The following is an 18,318-nucleotide window of genomic DNA, read 5'->3' on the forward strand; positions in this document are numbered from 1 at the left end:
TCAGCCCATCCGGTCTAGGGCGTTCTGACGGTCCTCTACGGGCGCTTGGTCGTACTTCATAGTTGTTTCAGGGCTTTTATGTCGGAGTTGAGCTTGAGCTGCAGCGAGGTCTTCCTCCCTGGTCATGTAAGTACCAGTGGAATGACGTATAGAGTACCAACTCATCTGCCGGTTTTCGTATGGGATGTCGGCCTGATCGCAGAGCCGGCGAAGGACCTTTCGCAGTGAAGCTGACCCGTAGGTGTTGCCGAACCGAGTCAGCCAGAGCTTGTCAGTGTCGTCGTACGTCGGGTCGTTCTCGCGCTGCTCAAGCCAGCGGTCGAGCGTCTCGGCCGTCCGGTCCTGAAGACCGACGATCCAGTGGCCGGTGTTCTTCGAGGACTGCTCCTTCGGGATGCGCAACACGGCGTTCTCGATATCGACCCAGCCCGTCACGGCACGCTCCACTTCGATGGGACGCAGTCCTGCGTCGAGACTCACCGAGACGAGGCTCGGGATCTTCCAGCCGTTCGCCTCGTCCCAGTCCTCCGGCGTCACTTCGGATTTCGGCTTCTCGAAGCGCTGGGCGAGGTAAGCCTTCCACCGGTCGCGCTCCTCGGAATCGAGGCCCTTGTACGACGGGACGCTTCCGTATTCGAGCGCGGCTTCCCGAATCTGGCCGCGTTCCTCACGTGTCAGGTAGTCGCGCGGCGTGGTCGTCTTGTGGCCGGTACTGAAGGACAGCTCCGGGTCCCACTCGTCTAACCCGTGTTCGTGTTCGCGCCACTTGTACAGCATCAGCAGCGCCTTCCGGCAGTTGTCCTTGTGGGCGTTGCTGTGGTCCTGCTTGGCGAGCCAGGTCAGGTACGCGTCGGCGTGGTCGTGCGTGACGTTCGTCGTATACCCGTCTTGGTCCCACACCCACCGGTAGAACTGGTCCATTCGGTGGGCGCGGTTCTTGACGGTAGTGCGTGCGTAACCCTCGGCCTTCTTGGGGTCTTTCCCGAATACGAGCAGCCATTCGAGGCACTGCTCGCGCTGGTTGCGGTAGTCGATCTGTTGGCGTTCGTTGAGGAGTTCCGCGGAGGGTTCGGGGACGACTGTAATCCCCTCTAGAGGGGTCGTTGCCTCGTCGGCGTTCTTCATTGCCTGCCACCTCGCGGGGAACCCAGGTGCTTGCCCGTCGATTTCACCCAATCGCCAGACGGCGTGGGGTTCAGTACATCTAAGGTGCTTGCCGCCGCTATATCGCTAATCGCAAGACGGCGGCGGGTTCGACCGGTCCATCGAAGGTAATTGCCCGTGAACATGCGTTGGTTTCACCGTTGTTCACGGACGAAAACTGCATGACGGGAGAAGGATGGGAGTGCTCCGTCAGGGATTTGAACCCTGGTCCTTGCCGTGAGAGGGCAAGATGATTGGCCGGACTACACCAACGGAGCGCGTCGGCACTTTTTCGTAGTGGCACGGACCGTTTAACAGTTGCGTTTTCACGGCACCGTGGTCCTGTCCCCCATATCAGCGAAACTATTGGAAACCGTTCACGTGAGCGAAATCACGGCTTTCCAGCCGCCGCGCTACGAACAGTCTCGACTCTCGGTCAGAATGAACGGACGTGAACGATTACTCGCCTTCGAGCGGCGAGCCGGCAGCGTCGGGTTCGTGGCCTTCGAGGCTGATGATGTTCTCGCGGCCGACCCGGAGTTTGCTGATGTCGCCTTCCTCCTCCATCTCCGAGAGGAGCATGCTGACCTTCGACTTCGACCAGCCGGTCTCCTCGACGATGTTGACCTGCTTCATCCGGCCGCCGTTCTCGTCGAGCAGTTTCTTCACGCGAGCCTCGTCGGTGAGTAACTCCTCGTCGCTGACGGACGGTTCCGAGGCGGTCGTTCCGCCGTTGCCCGCCGCGGCCGCCCCGCCACCGCCGTCGCCACCGTCGGGCCTGTCTGTACTCCCGGCGAACGACCCGAAGTCGCCCTGCCGGTAGGCGAACGCGGCCGCGAGACCGAGGAGGACGACGACGGCACCGATGAACATCATCAACAGCGACCAGCCGCCTCCCCCGTCAGACGGCGGTTGTCCGGCCGGTCGCGTCGTGACTGTCGCGTTCCCGCCGCCGGAGTTGGTCGTCTCGGCGGTCGTCGTGGTCGTCGTCCCCTCTACCGGTTCGAACTTGACGCGCGGGCGCTGGTCGATGAAATCGTGCTCGCCCTGCCACGTCACCGACTCGCTGGCGACCAGCGAGTCGCCGGACGGCTGGGCGGAGGCCGAGGGCTGTGCCGACTGGAACTGGAGACCGGTCCCGGTGTGGACGACCAGCGACTGGTTCGGGCCGATGTAGAGACCGCCCTCGAACACGTCGCCGATGATGACCGTCTCGCCCTCGGCGGTGGCGAAGCTCGTCCACTGGAACGACATCTTGACGATGCCGCGGTTCTCGTTGACGAGACCGCCGACGTAGGCCTCCTTGTGGAAGTGCTGGGCCTTCATCGCGCGGCCGGTCGCGTTCTGCCCGGCGCTGGCGAGTTGGCGGGCCTGCCGTTTGAAGTTCTCGTAGAGCCGCGTCGAGTTGTTGTTGAACTCGCTGGCGAACTGCTGGAACTGGCGACGCTCGGTGTCGTTGTTCAGCGTGCGCTGGTAGGTGAACGTCCACTCGGCGGTCCCGTTCTCGTGGACCGTGATGTGGAACTCCACGGTGTCGAAGTTCTCCGCGACGCCGAGCGTCTGGGGCGTTCGGGAGAGTTCCGTCGAGGGCCCGTCGCGGACCTCCGTGGAGGGCATCGTCGAGACTGACGTCGCGTCACGCGCAGGAAGGACGCCCAGCACCGGCGCTACGGGCACCGTCCCGACGAGTAGCACGACTACGAGGCCGACAGCCAGCAGCCGTCTCATGTAGTGTAATTCTCCATTGCCCGGTATAAAAGACCTTTTGTCAGCGCCGAGCTTCTGATAAAGTGGAACACACCACACGGCCTCCAATTTTCAATCTTGTTATTTATAGGAAGTATTACTAAATATAAAAGACCTTTTGACGTAGGCTTGTCACCGGACCGTGGTTCCACGGCACACGACACGCGTTGGCGATTGCCACGTCGTCACGTCGTCCAGCGGATTCTCGTCCAACACCACGAGGTCCGCGCGAGCGCCCTCCGAAACCGTGCCTACGTCGTCCAGACCGAGCAGGTCGGCGGCGTTGACCGTCGCGGCTTCCAGTGCTTGTCGCTCCGAGAGACCGTGGTTCACCATGAGTTCCAACTCCTCGGGGATGTCGGCGAAGAAGTTGAACGGCGTCCCGGCATCGGTCCCCATGGCGATGGGGACGCCGGCATCGAGCGCGTACTCGAAGGCGTCTTCCCACGCCTCCTTGGCTTCTTCGGCCTTCTCGACGGCGAATTCGGGGATTCCGGCCTCGGTCCCCGCCTCCACGATGCCGTAGAGCGCCTTCGCGGTCGGCACCCAGTAGGTGCCCCGGTCGGCCATCAGTTCGGTCGCCTCGCGGTCCATGAAGGTTCCGTGTTCGACGCTGGAGATGCCGGCCCGGACCGCGTTCTTGATGCCTTCGGTCCCGTGAGCGTGGGCCGCGGTCGGCACGCGCTTGGCTCCGGCGGTCTCGACGACGGTTTCGAGTTCCTCCTCGTCGAGTTCCGGCATCCCCGTCAGCGCTCCCTCGGTGAGGACGCCGCCGGTCGCCATGCACTTCACCACGTCCGCGCCGCGCTTGAGTTGCTTGCGGACCGCCTTCTTGACTTCCGGCACGCCGTCGGCCTCCCGACCGAACCAGTGGCCGTGGCCGCCGGTCATCACGACGCCCTGGCCGCACGCGACGACCTGCGGCCCGTCGAGGGTACCCGCCGCGACCGCGTCGCGGGCGTCGAGCGCGAGCGTGCCCGCCGAACCGAGGTCTCGGACCGTCGTCACGCCCGCGTCGAGCGCGTTCCGGAGGTTGGCCGTCGCCCGGTAGGCCAGCGTCGCGTCGCTGTCGCCGTCTATCTCGCCCGGGTCGGCCCGGCCGTCCATCATCACGTGGACGTGGGCGTCCACGAGTCCGGGCGCGACGAACCGGCCGGTCGCGTCTATCTCGTCGTCGGGGTCGTCGGGTACGTCGCCGACAGCGGCGATTCGCCCGTCTTCGACCGCGACGTCGGCTTCTCGGGTCCCGTCGGCGTCCACGACCGTCCCGCCTCGAATGACGAACATATCTCCTTGTTACCACGCACCGTCCTAAATTCCGGGGTTGCGGCACGGTCTTCCCGTGCGGTCGCGACGGAGCGTCGCCGGACGAGAGGGACGAAGTGTCTCCGGACGGACGAGGCGTCCCCGAACGGACGCGTCGGTCCCCGACCACCGAAAGAACCAATCCGCTCGTCGTCTCACTGCTCCGCATGGCAGACGACCCGCTCGACGGGAAGACGGCGCTGGTCACCGGTGCCAGTTCCGGCATCGGCGAAGCGACGGCCCACGCACTCGCCCGCGACGGCGCGCGCGTCGCGCTCGCGGCCCGCCGCCGGAAGGTGCTGAACGACATCGCGGAGACGATAGAGAGCGAGTGGGACGCCGAGACGCTCGTCGTCCAGACCAACGTGCGAAACGAGGACTCGGTCGAGGAGATGATCGAGACGACAGTCGCCGAGTTCGACGGTCTCGACGTGCTGGTCAACAACGCCGGACTGGCCCGCGGCGAGTCGGTCGAATCGCTGGGTACCGACGAGTACGAGACGATGATGGAGACCAACGTGGACGGCGTGTTCTACGCGACGCGGGCCGCGGTTCCGCATCTCGAAGAGACCGAGGGCAACCTCGTCTTCGTCGGGAGTTTCGCGGGCCAGTATCCCCGGCCGTTTAACCCCATCTACGCCGCGACGAAGTGGTGGGTCCGCGGGTTCGCCCACAGCATCGAGGGCAACGTCGGTGAGGAGGGCGTCGCCGTCACGGTGGTCAACCCCTCCGAGGTCCGGACAGAGTTCGGGTCGGCCTACGGCGAGTCGTTCGCCGAGCGGTTCGGTGAGGGCGAAGTCACCGAACCCGAGGAGGTCGCCGACGCCATCGCGTTCGCGGCGAAACAGGAGAACTCGACCGTGAGCGAACTTGACATCTACCGGCGCGACAAGTTCAGCGGGTTCTGAGCGAGCGCGGACCGGCGGAGAACGAGCGACCGGAGAACGGACGACGGAAGAACGATAACGGAGAGAAGAACGCGCCCGCCGATTCAGAGCGAGACGAACTCGCTCCCGGCGAGCGACGGGGGCACCGTCAGTCGTCGGCGGGACCCGCCGAACTGGACCACGCAGTTCCGTCCCCGGTGGCGGCGTCCTCGGACACCGACTCGTCGCCGCGCGCGGACGACCCCCGCACGGACACCGCGACCTCCCGAACGACGTGGCGGTTCAGCACCGCGAACCCGGCGAAGATGGCCGCGAAGCCGACGAGCGTCGAGGGACCGACCAACTCGTCCAGCACGGCCCAACTCGCCAGCGTCGCCACGACGGGTTCGAGGTAGCCCACGAGGTTGAGCCGCGTCGGACCGAGTTCGTCCAGCAGGTGGAAGTACAGCAGGTACGCCACGACGCCCGAGAAGAGCGTCAGGTACGCGAACGAGGCCAGCGCGGTCGGGGTGAGCCGAATCGCGGCCAGCGACTCGCCGCGAATCCTGCCGGCGACGAACAGCAGTCCCGACCCGCCGAGCATCGCCCACCCCTCCATCGTCGCTATCGGGAAGTCGGTCCGGAGCGGCCGGGTCAGGACCCCGCCGAGCGCGAAGCACGCGATGCCCAGCAGGACCAGACCGACGCCGAGGACGCTCGCCGAGAGCGCGCTCGTCGGGTTCAGGCCCGCGACGACGCCCACGCCGACGATGCCGAGCGCGAAGCCGACGCCCTTCGGCACGGTCAGGCGTTCGTCCAGCAGGACGGCCGCGAACCCCGCGGTCAGGACCGGCGAGAGGCTGACGACGACCGACGCGACCGCGCCCGAGACGCGCAGTTCCCCCAGATACAGCAGGCCGTGGTAGCCGGCGATGACGAACGCGCCGACGACGCCCACCGCGAGGTACTCGTCGCGCTCTCGGGGCCGCCAGCGGTCGGTCGCCACCGCGGCGTAACCGAGGACCACCGAGCCGGCCACCGCGTACCGGAGTCCGGCGAAGACCAGCGGCGGGAAGTAGTGCAGGCCGATTTCGATGGCGACGAACGAACCGCCCCAGACCGTGGCGAGCAAAACGAATAGAACGGGAGTAAGTGAAACTCGACTCCCAATCTTGTCCGAAATCATGATTCTGTTTCAACTGTCTTTGCTCGTCGTCCTTAAACGCTTCTACAACAGATTGGAGTAGAGTAGAACTGAAGACGAAAATAGGGGGAGAACAATGGATTCTTAACGAATAATCGCTCGTTCAGAGCAATTCAATTCTAGCAGATAATTTATCCGGCGTAGCTGCATCCGACCCGGCCGAACCGACAGACCCGACGTTAAGTAGTCGGCGACGCAAGGTGGAGGAAAATGGACGAGCGTGACGTGACCATTCTCAAGGCTATCGCGGACCTCGGAACCGGCAGTCCCGAGAAGTTGAGCGAGGAGACCGACATCCCGGTCTCGACCATCCACTACCGACTGAACAACCTGCGCGAGGAGGGCGTCATCGAGAACGACCTCTACGACATCGACCTCGAAGCCGCGGGCCTCGGGGTCACCGTCGTCGTGGAGGTGCTGGCCGACTACAGCGACTCCTACGAGGAGTTCGGCGAGAAGCTACTCGCCGTCGAGGGCGTCACGCAGGCGTACTTCGCCATGGGCGAGACCGACTTCATCATCGTCGCGCGCCTCCCCAACAGTGACGCGGTCGAACGCCTCATCAGCGACTTCGAGAGCATCGACGGGGTCGAGCGCACGAACTCGACGTTCGTCATCTCGTCGCTCCGGGATACGGACAATCCGCTGGAGAGCTACAGTTTAGAGACGCTGGTCGAGGAACTGGCCGACGAGTAGAAGCGATCAATAAAAGCTGTCAATCCGACAGCTACGGCCATTTGTACGCAAATCCCGGTGGCGGTGAACCGACCCATTCGAGAAACCGCTTCGTTTCGTCTGTCGTGAACTGAAGTTCCGTGCGAGTAAAATGCGGGTCGAGTCCCTGTTTGGTGAAAAGCCGTTTGAGGTATCTAGGTCGATCGGCTTCGTTAGTGGCCTTTATCATCGCTCTCGGTCGGTGATTCTTTTCCTCGGCTAGCCACCCGTCACAGACGTACCACATCTTCGCTATCGTTGGAGTGAGCGTGAGGTCGCTCGGAAATCGCTTCTCGCCGGTACCGTACCACCGTTTCAAGTCGTGAATCTGAGGATGAGAGCGCGTCCGTAGACCGTAGAAGTCGTTGTACTCTTCGCTGTTTGCGACATCGAACTTGTCGTGGCTCGAATTTTTCGCTTGTTCGTACTGATACTCGGCGGTTCGGTCCAGAAAGACGCCTGTAGAGAGGACACCCAAACAGTCGCCCAAATAGCGAAACTCTCGATTCGTCATCCGAACGCGGAAGTGGGGATTTCGGTCTGACCGACCGTGTACATCACCGTCACCCATGAGAATCCCGACGAGCAGTTCGAATTGATACTCCGTGATACGGGGTCGTTCACAGTTTGACCGTGCCCAGTGACTGCCAAGACGCTCGAAGTCACGATTACAACGGGGACACGTCGCTGTCATAACCCGTCGTAGTCACTATCGTCTAAAATAGCTACCGGGGCGTCACGGAGCGATGCGATTCTTGCGATTCTTCATGTTCTCCTCGTAGTACTCGAAGGTGATGGGACACCACTCTTTTGCCAAGTCGAGAACGCGCTCGGTCATATCTCGAATCTCCCACTGGCTGTCCGCCGCCGCACGCAAATCTGCGATGTGCATGAGCATTCGTGCGTTGACGGAGAACACCATATTCACCTCCGTCCCGATGGGCAAGACGAACCGGGCGTCCTCGGGAGGCATGCCCAGATCGAGCAACTCCTGATACTCCTCGACAGAGCGCTTGACCGACTCTCGGAAGACGGCCTCGCGCTTCTCGACGGTCTCGTCGTCCACCGCGCCGCCCTCTTGATTCCGGCCGATCCAGTCGGGGTCAGTCGCAGACGGTGGTGTGACGACGAGTTCGCCCTCGGCAACGTCCTCAGGGTCCACGTCGTCGAACGAGACGTAGCGCATGCTTCGCACGTCGAACGAGGCGTGACGGTGGCGGGTGATCTGAGCCATGCAGGACCGACTGATGCCTTTCACAGCGAAGGTGATTTGCGGGTGTTCGAAGGGTCCGAAGTGGCCCTGCTTCAGCAGATGACCGATGAGCGTCTCCTTCTTCTCCTCGATGGTCTCGCCCTCGACCGTCGTCATGACCTCCTCAAACGACTTGTCGCCGACGAAATCCTCCATATAATCGTTGCGTGCCGCCGAACAAATCAGCTCCTCCGGATCGTCCGTGGCCTCCAGTAGTTGGACTTCCATGGGTGTGACGAGTACAGTCTGGACACATAAATCGACCCATCGACTTTCTCTCTAATGGACAACGACACCCACAAACCCTCCCCGCTCGTACCCCGAGGCATGATTACGAACCTCGCGCGCGGCGTGCAGGCGTTCACGAGCAACGCCTTCCTCGTGGAGGGCGACCGGACCGTGCTGGTCGATACCGGGTCGAACTTCGACGCGGTCGCGCGAATCGAAGACCGCGGCGCGGACCTCGATGCCGTAATTCTCACCCACACCCACCACGACCACGTCGGGAACCTCGAAGCCGTCAGCGAGGCCTTCGGCGTCGAGACGTGGGGCTTCGACACCGACCAACCGGCGGTGGACAACCCCATCGGCGACGAGGAGTCGGTCCGGATGGGCGACCACGCCTACACCGCGCTCCACACGCCGGGGCACAAGAACGACCACCTCTGCTTCTACTCGTCGGCCGCGAGCGTCCTGTTCGCGGGCGACCTGATATTCCAGAACGGGAGCTTCGGCCGGACAGACCTCGAAGAGGGCGACCGGAAGCGGCTAATCGAGAGCATCGACCGAGTCCGCGAGCGCGCGGACGAACACCTCGCGGAGATGCACGTCGGCCACGGCCCGAGCGTCACGACGAACCCGTACCAGGACGTGGAACTGGCCGGTCGAGCGGCCCGGATGGAATAAGTTCCGGCGAGAGGGCGACCCTCGGCCAGTTTTATTTTCTGCGAGTTCGTTCCTCGCACCGTGACCGGAAGAACGCGACTGACGACGACCGAGACGGTCCGCGACGAGCGGTCGTGGCTGTTCACGGTCCGCGACCAGTACGACGAACTGGACGAGGTGATTCTGGTTCCCTGCGAGGAGGAGCGAACGGACGGCGGAGCGACCGCCGAGTCGGACGACTCCGCCGCCGACGCCGACCCCGACGACCCCGGCGTCGAGGCGTGGATTAACCGATGTACGCACGAGGCCCAGCGACTCGACCGGGGGTTCGGCGCGGCGATGCGCGACGGTCAGATAATCTGCCCGAAGCACGGGTCGATGTTCGACGCCTGCTCGGGCTACTGCGACAACGGCGATGCCGCGGACACGACGCTCCCGTCGGTCGAAGTCGCGGTCGAGGACGGCGCGGTCTACCTGGCCGACGACGGCTACGAGTTCGTCCACGAGGGCAGCATCGAAGGCGGCGGTGAGGAGGCGGGAGACGGGGACGAATCGCAGGACGACGATGACGACATGCCGAGTTCGACTTCTCACATCGGCTTCTGAGGCGACTCCCCTCGCGGGTCGGCCTACGACTCGGCGACGGCGAGCAGTTCGTCGAACGCCTCGTCGTAGGCCCGCGCGACGGCGGCGGGGTCCCGGCGGTCGTCGCCGGAGAGTGCCGGGAGCGCGGCGGTCGCCTTCGGGTCCGCGAGTTCGGTCGCGTCGCCGGTGTGGACCTCCAGTCGGCCCTCGCGGGCGCTCCCGCCGGCGACTTCGCAGGCTTTCACGAACCGGTCGCCGTCGTAGGCCCGCACGCGGCCGGGTTCGACCACGGCCACCGCGTCGAAGTCGAGGCCGCGAATCGGGAGCGCGACGTCGCCGTACGATTCGACGACCGCGGTCCCGCCGGTCTCGCGCTGGAGTTCGCGGACGCGCTCGGCGAACCCCTCCAGCATGGGGAGATGAAGCCGTCGGGTAATCTCGTCCAGTCGCTCGACCGACTCGACTACCGGCGCGTCGGCCAGCGGGAGGGTCCGGCGGGCCGACTCCGGCACGTCGGCGTGGGCGTTCACGACGAACGACTCGCCCACGCGGTCCAGCACGTACTCCCGATGGGACTGGCCGACGAGTCCGGTGTCCGGGCCGGGCGAGGGCCGCCAGAGTCGGTGGACCGGGTTCAACTCCTCGGGGTCGAAGTCGGTCCCGCAGGCTTCGGAACTCGCGGCGGCGAGTCGCTTCGCGTCCTTCCCGTAGAGGCGACCGTCCTCGACCGCGCGCCGGTAGTCGTCGTGGTCGAACCAGTAGTCGTTGCCCGCGCGAGGCTTGACCCCGACCGCGCTGAGTCGGTCGAGGAGACCGGTGGTGAACGTCGTCTTCCCGGCGTCCACGCGGTCGCCGCCGGCGACGAGGAACCTCATCGGTCGTCGGACTTCAGGCCGTAGTAGCCCGGTTCGTCGTCGGCCTCGGGTTCGGCGATGACCAAGTCGTCGGCGTTGTTCATCACCCACGGGATGGCCCAGTCGAGCAGGATGTCCTCGGTCTCGGCTTCCAACTCGGCGTCCGGGTCGAGTCCCTGCAGGAGACGCGCGATTTCGTAGACGGTGTACATCTGGTCGGTCTTCAGCAGTTCCTCGGCGGTGTAGAAGTCGCAGGGATGGAGCTGTTCGAAATCCGATTTCGGTCGGGGCATGGCCGAGCGTACGACCGAGCGCGGGGTAAATGGTTCGTCTCGTCGTCGGACGCCGCGGCCGCGCTTCTGCAACGTCACGACCGACGGAGGCTAATTTTTATACCGTGTGCCGACGCAGGTTCGGTGTCTATGGGAGACGAGGACGCGGAACGCCGAGAAGCGAACCGCGCGTTCGTCGAGGCGTTCTCGACGTTCGGGACCGACGCCCTCCGAGACGTATGGCTGTTCGACCAGCAGAGCCACGAGCGACTCTACGTCCGCGACGACGTGGACGAGAAGGTCGCCGACGTAGACGTGTCCCGCTACGTGGACAACGAGCGATACGGCTACGTCACGCGCGACACCTACAGCGACCTCCACTACGCCGACTACGCCTACACCGTCCGGGGATTCGACGGGTTCGAGCAGTTCCGAACGTTCCTGCGCGAAGGCGACCGGCGAATCGGCACGTTCGGCAGTTTCGACCGACGGGAGGGCGGCTACGACTTCGGGGCGCTGAACGACGCGCTCGCCGAAGTGACGGCGGACTACCCGCTCGACGCGTTCGCCCCGGAGTGACGCGGCCGGCGAAGTCGGCCGACCCGCGGCGACGGTTCAGTTCTCGGTGTCCGGAAGGTTGTCGAGTTGCTTCTTCCGGCGCTCGTCGGTGAGCGTCGCGTACCCCTGCGTCTCGACGTAGTTCTGCTGTCCGAAGTCGCTGATTATCATCCGGAGGAAGGAGGCCTCCTTCTTCGAGGTGCCCTCGTAGGTGTAGCAGTGGAGGTCGCGCGAGAGGGGGTAGTTCTCGTCGGCGAGGTTCTCGCCGGGCTTGTAGACCGTCCCGTCGAACGAGAGGGAGACGGCGGGAACTTCGGAATCGACGAACGCCAGCGCCATGTACGCGATGGCGTTGTCGGACTTCGAGACGACCGTCTTGACCTGCTGGTTCTGCCCCTTGCGCACGTCCACGCCGGGCATCTTCGCGTTCGGGCCGCCGAGCATGTTCGCTCGGAAGGCGGTGTCGGTGCCCGAGCCTTCCGCGCGACCGATCGCCTGAATCTTCTTGTCCGGGCCGTCGTAGGCGTCTATCTCCGACCAGTTCGTGATTTCGCCGGTGTAGATGTTCCGGACCTGCTCGGCGGTCAACTGCTTCACGCCCGCCTCGTAAACCTCGCTACTGACGACGATGGGTTGGGCGTCCACGCCGACCACGTGGTCCGTGTACTTGTTCAGCTCCTCCTCGCTGGCGTCGGGGAGTTCGGCCGAGACCGGCGCGCTGGAGTCGCCGATGTCCACGAGACGGTTCTTGAGTTTCTCCAGTCCGGTCCCGGAGTGGCTCAACCCGACCGACACGTCGAACGGCGGCGCGGCGCTCCCGGTCGCCTCGAACCCGTAGAGACCCGCCCAGTAGTCGGCGAGGCGCTTCTCGGTGTCGATGCCGTACTGGCTCGGTCCCCAGTACTCCTCGTCGCTGGCGGCCGGGTTCGACGACCAGACCGACCCGGCGGTGCTCGTGATTGGATAAACGGTCGAAGAGCCGCCGGCCTTCAACTGCGTCGGCTCCGACGACTGACTCCCGGAACCGGAGTCGTTCTGGTTCCCGCTCGCGTTCGTGGCACCGCCCGTGCCGCCGACGCATCCCGCGAGCGCCAGCGCACCGGACGCTCCCGCGGCGGTCAAGAACTTGCGACGAGTCGATTTCCCTGTCATCGTGTGAGGGAAGACGAGACTATCGGATAAACTCTCCGAAGAAGATATATATTTTCTCGATAACTATATATTGCTCTCCATTGCCACCGTTTCACGATGGAATGCAACGGTTCGAGAACCATTCGCATGCATAGCTATCGAGAGTCGGAGATGTCGAATGGGAAACTCCTGTCGAGGAGACGCGTCGCTGGTCGGAGGTAGCGGCCGAAAGAATACTAGCGGTTCGGGTTACTCGTGGTTGCCCACGGTCTTCTCGTACTGGTCGGCGACGTGATCCCAGTCGACGACCTCGAAGAAGTTCTCCACGAAGTCGCCGCGGTCCGGACCGTAGTCGTAGTAGTACGAGTGCTCCCACACGTCGAGGGCGAGGATGGGGTGTGCGCCCCAGAGCGCGCCCTGGTCGTGCTTGTCGACGGCGATGTTACGGAGCTGCTTGGCGACCGGGTCGTAGACCAGCAGCGCCCAGCCACCGGCGGCGCTCGCTGCGGCCTCGAACTCGCCCTTCCAGCCCTCGTAGGAACCGAAGTCCTCCTCGATGCGGTCGAGCAGGTCGCCCTCGGGTTCGCCGCCGCCGTTCGGGTCCATGTTCTCCCAGAACAGCGTGTGCAGGTAGTGACCCGAGCCGTTGTGGGTCACGTCGCCGAGCGCGCCCGCGGTGCCGCCGTAGTCCCCGCTCTCGCGGTTCTCGGCCAGCGTCTCCTCGGCGCTGTCGAGCCCGTTGACGTAGCCCTGATGGTGGGTGTCGTGGTGCCAGGTGAGCACCTGTTCACTGATGTGCGGCTCGAGCGCGTCGTAGTCGTACGGAAGCGGTGGTAGTTCGGGGTTGGATCGCTCGGACATAATTGAACCTCGACCCTATATAGTCGCTTTTCGGTCTTAAACTTTGAGAAGTCGATTGGTAACACGCCCCTCGGTTCGAGCTGTTTCAGCTTCTCGAGCGCTCTCGGCGCCGTTTCTCTCCCCCGTCCTGAACCGAGTTACAGTAAATAAAATTATATGTAGGTCTCGAACCGACCCGCTGTCCGTCGCATCCGAGCAATCTAGGCGTCCGACCGACCCGGCGTAGTCGAACGACCAGGTGCGGCCGACAGGCTCGTCGCTACCGACTTGTTCGGCTCAGTGGGAGCCGGTGTGCTTCGGAATCGTGTCGGCCTGCTTCGCCTGCTGGAAGCGTTCCTCCACGTCGTCCCAGTTCACGACGTCCCAGAAGTTGTCCACGTACTCGCCGCGGTTGTTCTCGTACTGGAGATAGTAGGCGTGTTCCCAGACGTCACAGACGAGCAGCGGCGTCGCGCCCTGCGGGTGCTGGTTCTGGTGGTTCTCCGCGGCCGCGACGATGGGCTTGTCGGCGATGTGGTCGTAGACGAGCATGCCCCACCCGGAGCCTTCGACGCCCTTCGCGGCCGCCGAGAAGTCCTGCTTGAACTGGTCGTAGCCGCCGAAGTGGTCGTCGAACGCGTCGGAGAGTTCGCCCTCGGGCTCGCCGCCGCCGTCGGGGTGCATGTTGCTCCAGAAGACGGTGTGGTTGACGTGGCCCGAGAGGTTGAACGCGAGGCTCCGCTTGACAGAGCGCACGTCGCCGAAGTCGCCGCTCCCGCGCATCTCCTCCAGTTTGTCGAGGGCGGCGTTCGCGCCGTCTACGTAGCCCTGGTGGTGCTTGTCGTGGTGAAGTTCCATGATGCGCTGGTCGATGGCCGGTTCGAGCGCGTCGTAGTCGTACGGCAGTTCCGGTAGTTCGTAAGTAGCCATTAGTCTCTCCCCCGTCGTCCGGGCCAACGGCCACGCGGTTAAGTGTTAAGCCAGTGGTCGAATCGGCGATATGCAGGCTCACGGACAGGCGCGCCGGAGTTCGGGGACGGAGCTCGCGTGGGGTCGCTCCGACGAGACGTAAACTACGCAACAACTTTTACGGCCGGTGGCGAACCGTCTCCCATGAACGGCATCCTCCGAAACCGTCGCGCCGCGGTCCGCGCCGGTTTGACGATGCTCGTGGTTTGCCTGCTCGGTCTCTCGTTCGTCGCCGTCGCTGGCGGGCCGGCGTGGCACCGCGTCGAGTCCGCCCTCTCGGTAGTCGCGTCCGTCCTCGTCGCTCTCCTCTTGCTCAAAGCCGCCGTCGTCTTCGCCTCGGTCGGGCTTCGACTCGTCTTGTCTTCGGGCGAGTGAACGCGCTGACATCGTCGGGCGTGAGCGCGCCGACATGCCGAAATCCTCGGCGACCGAGACCGCGGTCAGTTCGGCCGCCGCCACAACCGGCTTTGACGTAGGCCACCACGGACGAACCGTGACGCTCGAAGGTTCGGAGGCACCCGAGTTCAGCCTCGAAAGCACGTCCGGCGGCGAAGTATCGCTCGAAGAGACGCTCGAATCCGGCCCGACGATAGTCTTGGTAAACCGCGGTCACTGGTGTAGCTTCTGCGCCGAGCAGTTGGCGACCTTCAGCAGGGTCTACGAGGACCTCCACTTCAACGAGGGCGTGGACGTTCTACCCGTCGTAACCAGCGAGGTCCCCAAACTGGTCGAGATGCGCGACCGCTTCGACTACGACTTCCAACTGCTCGCGGACCCGGACGGCGAGGTCGCCGAGCAGTACAGCGGCACCGAGCAGACCAGCCACGGTCTGACCGGTATCGCCGGAACCTACGTCGTGGACACCGACGGCGTCGTCCGATACGAGCAGGTCGCCGACGATTTGACCGACCGCACCTACGGCAACTGGATTCGGTACTTCCTCCGCAACGACTTCGAGGACCCCTTGGACGAGTAGCGACCGCTTCCGTCCGGGGCGAGGACTTCAGTCGTCGCCGCGGGCGGCCTCGAACATCGCTATCGCTTCCTCGCGGCGCTCGGAGTGGTCCACGATGGGCGCGGGGTAGTCGGGCGCGATGCGCTCGCGCTCGGCGTCGCTCAGTTCGTGCCAGCCGTGAATATCGTCGGGGGAGGCGGCTTCGAGTTCCGGCACGTACTCCTCGACGAACTCGCAGTCCGGGTCGTAGCGCTCGCCCTGTGTCATCGGGTTGAAGACGCGGAAGTACGGCTGAGCGTCGGTGCCGGTCGAGGCGGCCCACTGCCACCCGCCGGTGTCGTTTCCGGTGTCGTGGTCCGCCAGTTTCTCGCGGAACCAGTCGTACCCCTCGCGCCAGTCGAGCAGGAGGTCCTTCGTGAGGAAGGAGGCGACGACCATCCGGAGGCGGTTGTGCATGTAGGCCTCCTCGCGGAGTTGCCGCATCGCGGCGTCCACGATGGGGTAGCCGGTCTTCCCCTGCCTCCACGCTCGCAGGGCCTCCTCGTCCTCGCGCCAGTCGATGTCGTTCTCGTAGGACTTGTAGTTGCGAGTCACCACGTCGGGCCGCGCCGAGAGGACGTGGGCGTAGAACTCCCGCCACGCGAGCTGACTCTGGAACTCCCGGACGGAGGCGGCCTCGGTCCCCTCCTCGTCGGGGTCGCCGTCGGCGCGGTCCATCGCTTCCTCGGTCGCCCACCAGACCTCTCGAATCCCGATAGTGCCCCACTTGAGGTGGGGAGAGAGCCGCGAGGTCGCGTCTCTCGCGGGGTAGTCGCGGTCCTCGGCGTACCGGAAGATGGCCTCCTCGCGGAAGTCGGCGAGGCGGCCGCGCGCGACCCCGGTTCCGGCCGGCGGCACGTCCGCCTCCGGCTCGTCGAAGCCGAGGTCCGCGAGGGACGGGAGAGCGGTCGTACCGGGCAGGTCCGGGGCATCGGCGGGGGTCGCTATCTCGCCCTCCTCGGGCGCGTCGTACGGAGCGTCTTTCTCCCGGTCGCGCCACTTCTTCCAGAAGTAGGTGTAGACGGAGTAGTGTTCGCCCTTGTTCGTCCGAATCGACCCCGGTTCGTGGTGGAGCGCGTCGTGGTAGGCCGCCCGCGAGACGCCGGCGTCGTCCAGCGCGAGGCGGACCTCGTTATCCCGTTCGCGGGCCAGTCCGGAGTAGTCGCGGTTCCAGTACACCGCGTCGGCGTCGTACGACTCGGCGATTCGGGGCACCTCCTCGCGGGGGTCGCCGCGGACGACCAGCAGGTCCCCGCCCAGTTCCCGGTAGTCGGCGCGGAGCGATTCGAGCGCGTCGAGCATGACGGCCACGCGGGGCGGCGAGGCGTGCGCGAGAATCTCCGGGTCGAAGACGAACACCGGGAGGACCGACCCGTCGCCGCGAGCGGCCTCGGCGAGCGCGCGGTTGTCCGACGCGCGGAGGTCCCGTCGGTGCCAGTGAACGTTCATACGCGGACCGTCGGACCGACGGACCGTCAAACGAAGGGTTCGAGGGGAGTAGACGACGGCGTTACTTGTTCGGCAGGAACGCCAGCGCGATCATCGTGAACGCGGCGAGGACGCTGAGGATGAGGACGCCCCAGAGACCGGCGAAGCGTTCGTGCTTGTGGCGCACGGTGTCGAGTTGCGCGTGGTACTCCGCGGCCTGGTTGGAGAGGACGAGCGTACTGTTGTCGGGGTAGTGAGTCGTGTACGTCTGCCCGTTCAGCGTCACGTTGTTCCCGCCGGCCGGGAACGCCATCTTCGTCGGGGTCCCGCTGCGGATGAGCGTGGTCCGCATCGCCGTGGTCTTCCCGAACTCGAGGGTGTTCGTCCGGGGTGCGTCCCACGCCAGTTTCACCGCGCTCGCGGTGATGTTTTCGACTGACGTGCTGTTGTTCGCGTACTGGAACGTGCTACCGACGGTCAGCCGTCGGGTCTGGGCTTCGCCGAACTGCTGGCGCTTGTACTCCGAGACCGGGACGAGCGAGCGATTACCGTCGCTCTCGTTGACGACGACGTAGCTCTGGCCGCCCTGCTGAATCGTCGTGGTGTTGTTCCCGAGCGGTCGGACCTCCCGGAGCGTCGCCTCGGAGGGGTTCGAGACGTTGGGTATCAGGACGCGGTACGTGTCGTTCCGGTACGTGACCGTCGAGTTGTTCGCCCACGTCGCGGTGTAGCGCGCCGACTCGTTCACCCACGTCGCCGACGCCGAGCGGACGACGCTCCCCTCGGACATCTGGGCGGACAGGTCGCTGACGTTGTAGGTTCGCCCATCGACCGTGAAGTTCTCGCCCGCCGAGAGTTCGTACTCGGGGTTCTCGACGGACGCGGTCGGTTGCTCTGTGACCGTAAGAACCGTGAACGCTGCCGTCGCTACGAGGAAAAAGAACGCCACGTACAGCGCAGTAGTGCGCTTTTGCATACGATTTAGGTTTCTATTCGTACCATAAAACAGTTGCTAAACCCTCTATCGGTAATGAATTATGATACGAAGCTCTTCGGCGGCTTCGATGCAGAACTATCTGATAAACGACGTACTTTACTGGAAAAATAAAAGCGAACTAGTCTCTCGCTCAGTAGGTGTTTACCGGAGGGACCCCGTTCGTGGGACTCCAACCGGTGGGACCGCCGTCCCAGTCCACTTCGACGAAGTCGACGCCGGAATCGGGGTCTTCCACTGCACTGCCGAGGGCGTTTCCGTACGGGGGGTTGACGCCTCCGTCGTAGGTCTGGTCGAACGTGTCCGTGTCGGGTTGGTTGTAGATGGAGACGTACCCGTCGTCGTTGCCGTCCGTGACCCGCTGGCCGTCGTAGAAGTCGGGGGAGACGGTCGGTCCGTCGGAGGTGGCGACTTTCTCGGCGCTCGCGGGAACGGTCGCGGCGAGTCCGGCCGTAGCGATACCGACGGTACGAAGGAGTCGTCGTCGAGTGCTTTTGTTCTCGTCGCTCATGGGTTCGGATACCCGTCCATTGCCGCCGGTTATATTTCTACTAATCGAGAGGATAAATCTATCCGAA

General features: G+C 64.4%; 21 protein-coding genes and 1 tRNA gene. 7 read left to right on the forward strand and 15 right to left on the reverse strand.

All coding sequences use genetic code 11. The features are described from left to right. The 4 genes from M0R88_RS15955 to M0R88_RS15970 form a co-directional block, all read right to left on the reverse strand. Positions 1 to 1,125: a tyrosine-type recombinase/integrase gene (locus tag M0R88_RS15955; protein WP_248650006.1), complete on the reverse strand. Its 1,125-nt coding sequence runs from the start codon at positions 1,123 to 1,125 to the stop codon at positions 1 to 3. 221 nt (positions 1,126 to 1,346) lie between these two features. Beyond that, a tRNA-Glu gene (locus tag M0R88_RS15960) sits at positions 1,347 to 1,421 on the reverse strand. A gap of 181 nt (positions 1,422 to 1,602) precedes the next feature. Continuing rightward, positions 1,603 to 2,871, reverse strand: a complete 1,269-nt coding sequence (locus M0R88_RS15965) for a helix-turn-helix transcriptional regulator (RefSeq protein ID WP_248654415.1) — start codon at positions 2,869 to 2,871, stop codon at positions 1,603 to 1,605. A 150-nt stretch (positions 2,872 to 3,021) separates the two neighbouring features. Continuing rightward, entirely contained in the window at positions 3,022 to 4,176 is a 1,155-nt protein-coding gene (locus M0R88_RS15970; RefSeq protein ID WP_248654416.1) for a metal-dependent hydrolase family protein, read from the reverse strand. 185 nt (positions 4,177 to 4,361) lie between these two features. On the opposite strand from M0R88_RS15970, the gene M0R88_RS15975 reads away from it, so the two are divergent. After that, a complete protein-coding gene (locus tag M0R88_RS15975; protein ID WP_248654417.1) occupies positions 4,362 to 5,102 on the forward strand; it encodes an SDR family oxidoreductase in 741 nt (246 codons plus the stop codon). A 127-nt stretch (positions 5,103 to 5,229) separates the two neighbouring features. Here M0R88_RS15975 and M0R88_RS15980 read toward each other — a convergent pair whose 3' ends face one another. Then, positions 5,230 to 6,246 carry a DMT family transporter gene (locus M0R88_RS15980; protein WP_368409357.1) on the reverse strand — a complete coding sequence of 339 codons (1,017 nt, stop codon included), beginning with the start codon at positions 6,244 to 6,246 and terminating at the stop codon, positions 5,230 to 5,232. Positions 6,247 to 6,474: 228 nt separating this feature from the next. On the opposite strand from M0R88_RS15980, the gene M0R88_RS15985 reads away from it, so the two are divergent. Next, a complete protein-coding gene (locus M0R88_RS15985; RefSeq protein WP_248654419.1) occupies positions 6,475 to 6,960 on the forward strand; it encodes an Lrp/AsnC family transcriptional regulator in 486 nt (161 codons plus the stop codon). Between the two features lie 31 nt (positions 6,961 to 6,991). Here the strand turns inward: M0R88_RS15985 and M0R88_RS15990 are convergent, their stop codons facing one another. Both M0R88_RS15990 and thyX read right to left on the reverse strand, forming a co-directional pair. Beyond that, complete coding sequence (locus M0R88_RS15990) at positions 6,992 to 7,549, reverse strand: hypothetical protein (RefSeq protein ID WP_248654420.1); 558 nt, start codon at positions 7,547 to 7,549, stop codon at positions 6,992 to 6,994. Between the two features lie 165 nt (positions 7,550 to 7,714). After that, a complete protein-coding gene (thyX, locus tag M0R88_RS15995; RefSeq protein ID WP_248654421.1) occupies positions 7,715 to 8,458 on the reverse strand; it encodes an FAD-dependent thymidylate synthase in 744 nt (247 codons plus the stop codon). Positions 8,459 to 8,557: 99 nt separating this feature from the next. On the opposite strand from thyX, the gene M0R88_RS16000 reads away from it, so the two are divergent. Continuing rightward, entirely contained in the window at positions 8,558 to 9,136 is a 579-nt protein-coding gene (locus M0R88_RS16000; protein WP_248656721.1) for an MBL fold metallo-hydrolase, read from the forward strand. A gap of 60 nt (positions 9,137 to 9,196) precedes the next feature. Then, on the forward strand, positions 9,197 to 9,721 hold the full coding sequence (locus M0R88_RS16005; protein ID WP_248654422.1) for a Rieske (2Fe-2S) protein: 525 nt from the start codon (positions 9,197 to 9,199) through the stop codon (positions 9,719 to 9,721). A 23-nt stretch (positions 9,722 to 9,744) separates the two neighbouring features. Here the strand turns inward: M0R88_RS16005 and M0R88_RS16010 are convergent, their stop codons facing one another. Together M0R88_RS16010 and M0R88_RS16015 are read right to left on the reverse strand one after the other, a co-directional pair. Further along, a complete protein-coding gene (locus tag M0R88_RS16010; RefSeq protein WP_248654423.1) occupies positions 9,745 to 10,575 on the reverse strand; it encodes an ATPase in 831 nt (276 codons plus the stop codon). Further along, positions 10,572 to 10,847 (reverse strand): DUF5827 family protein, encoded by a 276-nt coding sequence (locus M0R88_RS16015; protein WP_248654424.1) that lies wholly within the window; start codon positions 10,845 to 10,847, stop codon positions 10,572 to 10,574. The genes M0R88_RS16010 and M0R88_RS16015 overlap by 4 nt, the downstream gene beginning before the upstream one ends. Before the next feature lie 129 nt (positions 10,848 to 10,976). Between M0R88_RS16015 and M0R88_RS16020 the strand changes: the two genes are divergently transcribed. Then, positions 10,977 to 11,405, forward strand: coding sequence for a DUF7522 family protein (locus M0R88_RS16020; RefSeq protein ID WP_248654425.1), 429 nt, complete (start codon positions 10,977 to 10,979; stop codon positions 11,403 to 11,405). Positions 11,406 to 11,441: 36 nt separating this feature from the next. Here the strand turns inward: M0R88_RS16020 and M0R88_RS16025 are convergent, their stop codons facing one another. The 3 genes from M0R88_RS16025 to M0R88_RS16035 all read right to left on the reverse strand — a co-directional run bounded on the left by M0R88_RS16025 (position 11,442) and on the right by M0R88_RS16035 (position 14,285). Next, complete coding sequence (locus M0R88_RS16025) at positions 11,442 to 12,536, reverse strand: PstS family phosphate ABC transporter substrate-binding protein (RefSeq protein ID WP_248654426.1); 1,095 nt, start codon at positions 12,534 to 12,536, stop codon at positions 11,442 to 11,444. A gap of 228 nt (positions 12,537 to 12,764) precedes the next feature. Then, positions 12,765 to 13,376, reverse strand: a complete 612-nt coding sequence (gene sod, locus M0R88_RS16030) for a superoxide dismutase [Mn] (RefSeq protein ID WP_248654427.1) — start codon at positions 13,374 to 13,376, stop codon at positions 12,765 to 12,767. A gap of 276 nt (positions 13,377 to 13,652) precedes the next feature. Next, the gene (locus M0R88_RS16035) at positions 13,653 to 14,285 is read right to left on the reverse strand and encodes a superoxide dismutase (protein ID WP_248654428.1); all 633 of its coding nucleotides are present in this window, start codon (positions 14,283 to 14,285) and stop codon (positions 13,653 to 13,655) included. Between the two features lie 183 nt (positions 14,286 to 14,468). Between M0R88_RS16035 and M0R88_RS16040 the strand changes: the two genes are divergently transcribed. Together M0R88_RS16040 and M0R88_RS16045 are read left to right on the forward strand one after the other, a co-directional pair. Beyond that, the gene (locus M0R88_RS16040; RefSeq protein ID WP_248654429.1) at positions 14,469 to 14,699 is read left to right on the forward strand and encodes a hypothetical protein; all 231 of its coding nucleotides are present in this window, start codon (positions 14,469 to 14,471) and stop codon (positions 14,697 to 14,699) included. A gap of 118 nt (positions 14,700 to 14,817) precedes the next feature. Next, positions 14,818 to 15,300: a peroxiredoxin family protein gene (locus tag M0R88_RS16045; protein WP_248654430.1), complete on the forward strand. Its 483-nt coding sequence runs from the start codon at positions 14,818 to 14,820 to the stop codon at positions 15,298 to 15,300. Between the two features lie 27 nt (positions 15,301 to 15,327). On the opposite strand, the gene M0R88_RS16050 is transcribed toward M0R88_RS16045, so the two are convergent. From M0R88_RS16050 to M0R88_RS16060, 3 genes are all read right to left on the reverse strand, one after another. After that, the gene (locus tag M0R88_RS16050; protein WP_248654431.1) at positions 15,328 to 16,767 is read right to left on the reverse strand and encodes a cryptochrome/photolyase family protein; all 1,440 of its coding nucleotides are present in this window, start codon (positions 16,765 to 16,767) and stop codon (positions 15,328 to 15,330) included. Between the two features lie 61 nt (positions 16,768 to 16,828). After that, the gene (locus tag M0R88_RS16055) at positions 16,829 to 17,722 is read right to left on the reverse strand and encodes a DUF8231 family protein (RefSeq protein ID WP_248654432.1); all 894 of its coding nucleotides are present in this window, start codon (positions 17,720 to 17,722) and stop codon (positions 16,829 to 16,831) included. Between the two features lie 151 nt (positions 17,723 to 17,873). Then, positions 17,874 to 18,251 (reverse strand): hypothetical protein, encoded by a 378-nt coding sequence (locus tag M0R88_RS16060; protein ID WP_248654433.1) that lies wholly within the window; start codon positions 18,249 to 18,251, stop codon positions 17,874 to 17,876. Positions 18,252 to 18,318 lie beyond the last annotated feature (67 nt).

Origin of the sequence: Halorussus gelatinilyticus, assembly GCF_023238445.1 — an archaeon.
GTDB classification, from domain to species: Archaea; Halobacteriota; Halobacteria; order Halobacteriales; family Haladaptataceae; genus Halorussus; species Halorussus gelatinilyticus.

Bases quoted from the DNA above. Each gene is read 5' to 3' on its own strand.
- M0R88_RS16015 (WP_248654424.1), bottom strand. From the start codon at position 10,847: ATGCCCCGACCGAAATCGGATTTCGAACAGCTCCATCCCTGCGACTTC.
- M0R88_RS16035 (WP_248654428.1), bottom strand. From the start codon at position 14,285: ATGGCTACTTACGAACTACCGGAACTGCCGTACGACTACGACGCGCTC.
- M0R88_RS15985 (WP_248654419.1), top strand. From the start codon at position 6,475: ATGGACGAGCGTGACGTGACCATTCTCAAGGCTATCGCGGACCTCGGA.
- M0R88_RS15990 (WP_248654420.1), bottom strand. From the start codon at position 7,549: ATGGGTGACGGTGATGTACACGGTCGGTCAGACCGAAATCCCCACTTC.
- thyX (WP_248654421.1), bottom strand. From the start codon at position 8,458: ATGGAAGTCCAACTACTGGAGGCCACGGACGATCCGGAGGAGCTGATT.
- M0R88_RS16060 (WP_248654433.1), bottom strand. From the start codon at position 18,251: ATGAGCGACGAGAACAAAAGCACTCGACGACGACTCCTTCGTACCGTC.
- M0R88_RS16055 (WP_248654432.1), bottom strand. From the start codon at position 17,722: ATGCAAAAGCGCACTACTGCGCTGTACGTGGCGTTCTTTTTCCTCGTA.
- M0R88_RS15955 (WP_248650006.1), bottom strand. From the start codon at position 1,125: ATGAAGAACGCCGACGAGGCAACGACCCCTCTAGAGGGGATTACAGTC.
- M0R88_RS15970 (WP_248654416.1), bottom strand. From the start codon at position 4,176: ATGTTCGTCATTCGAGGCGGGACGGTCGTGGACGCCGACGGGACCCGA.
- M0R88_RS16040 (WP_248654429.1), top strand. From the start codon at position 14,469: ATGAACGGCATCCTCCGAAACCGTCGCGCCGCGGTCCGCGCCGGTTTG.
- M0R88_RS15980 (WP_368409357.1), bottom strand. From the start codon at position 6,246: ATGATTTCGGACAAGATTGGGAGTCGAGTTTCACTTACTCCCGTTCTA.
- M0R88_RS16050 (WP_248654431.1), bottom strand. From the start codon at position 16,767: ATGAACGTTCACTGGCACCGACGGGACCTCCGCGCGTCGGACAACCGC.
- sod (WP_248654427.1), bottom strand. From the start codon at position 13,376: ATGTCCGAGCGATCCAACCCCGAACTACCACCGCTTCCGTACGACTAC.
- M0R88_RS16020 (WP_248654425.1), top strand. From the start codon at position 10,977: ATGGGAGACGAGGACGCGGAACGCCGAGAAGCGAACCGCGCGTTCGTC.
- M0R88_RS16025 (WP_248654426.1), bottom strand. From the start codon at position 12,536: ATGACAGGGAAATCGACTCGTCGCAAGTTCTTGACCGCCGCGGGAGCG.
- M0R88_RS16000 (WP_248656721.1), top strand. From the start codon at position 8,558: ATGATTACGAACCTCGCGCGCGGCGTGCAGGCGTTCACGAGCAACGCC.
- M0R88_RS16010 (WP_248654423.1), bottom strand. From the start codon at position 10,575: ATGAGGTTCCTCGTCGCCGGCGGCGACCGCGTGGACGCCGGGAAGACG.
- M0R88_RS15975 (WP_248654417.1), top strand. From the start codon at position 4,362: ATGGCAGACGACCCGCTCGACGGGAAGACGGCGCTGGTCACCGGTGCC.
- M0R88_RS15965 (WP_248654415.1), bottom strand. From the start codon at position 2,871: ATGAGACGGCTGCTGGCTGTCGGCCTCGTAGTCGTGCTACTCGTCGGG.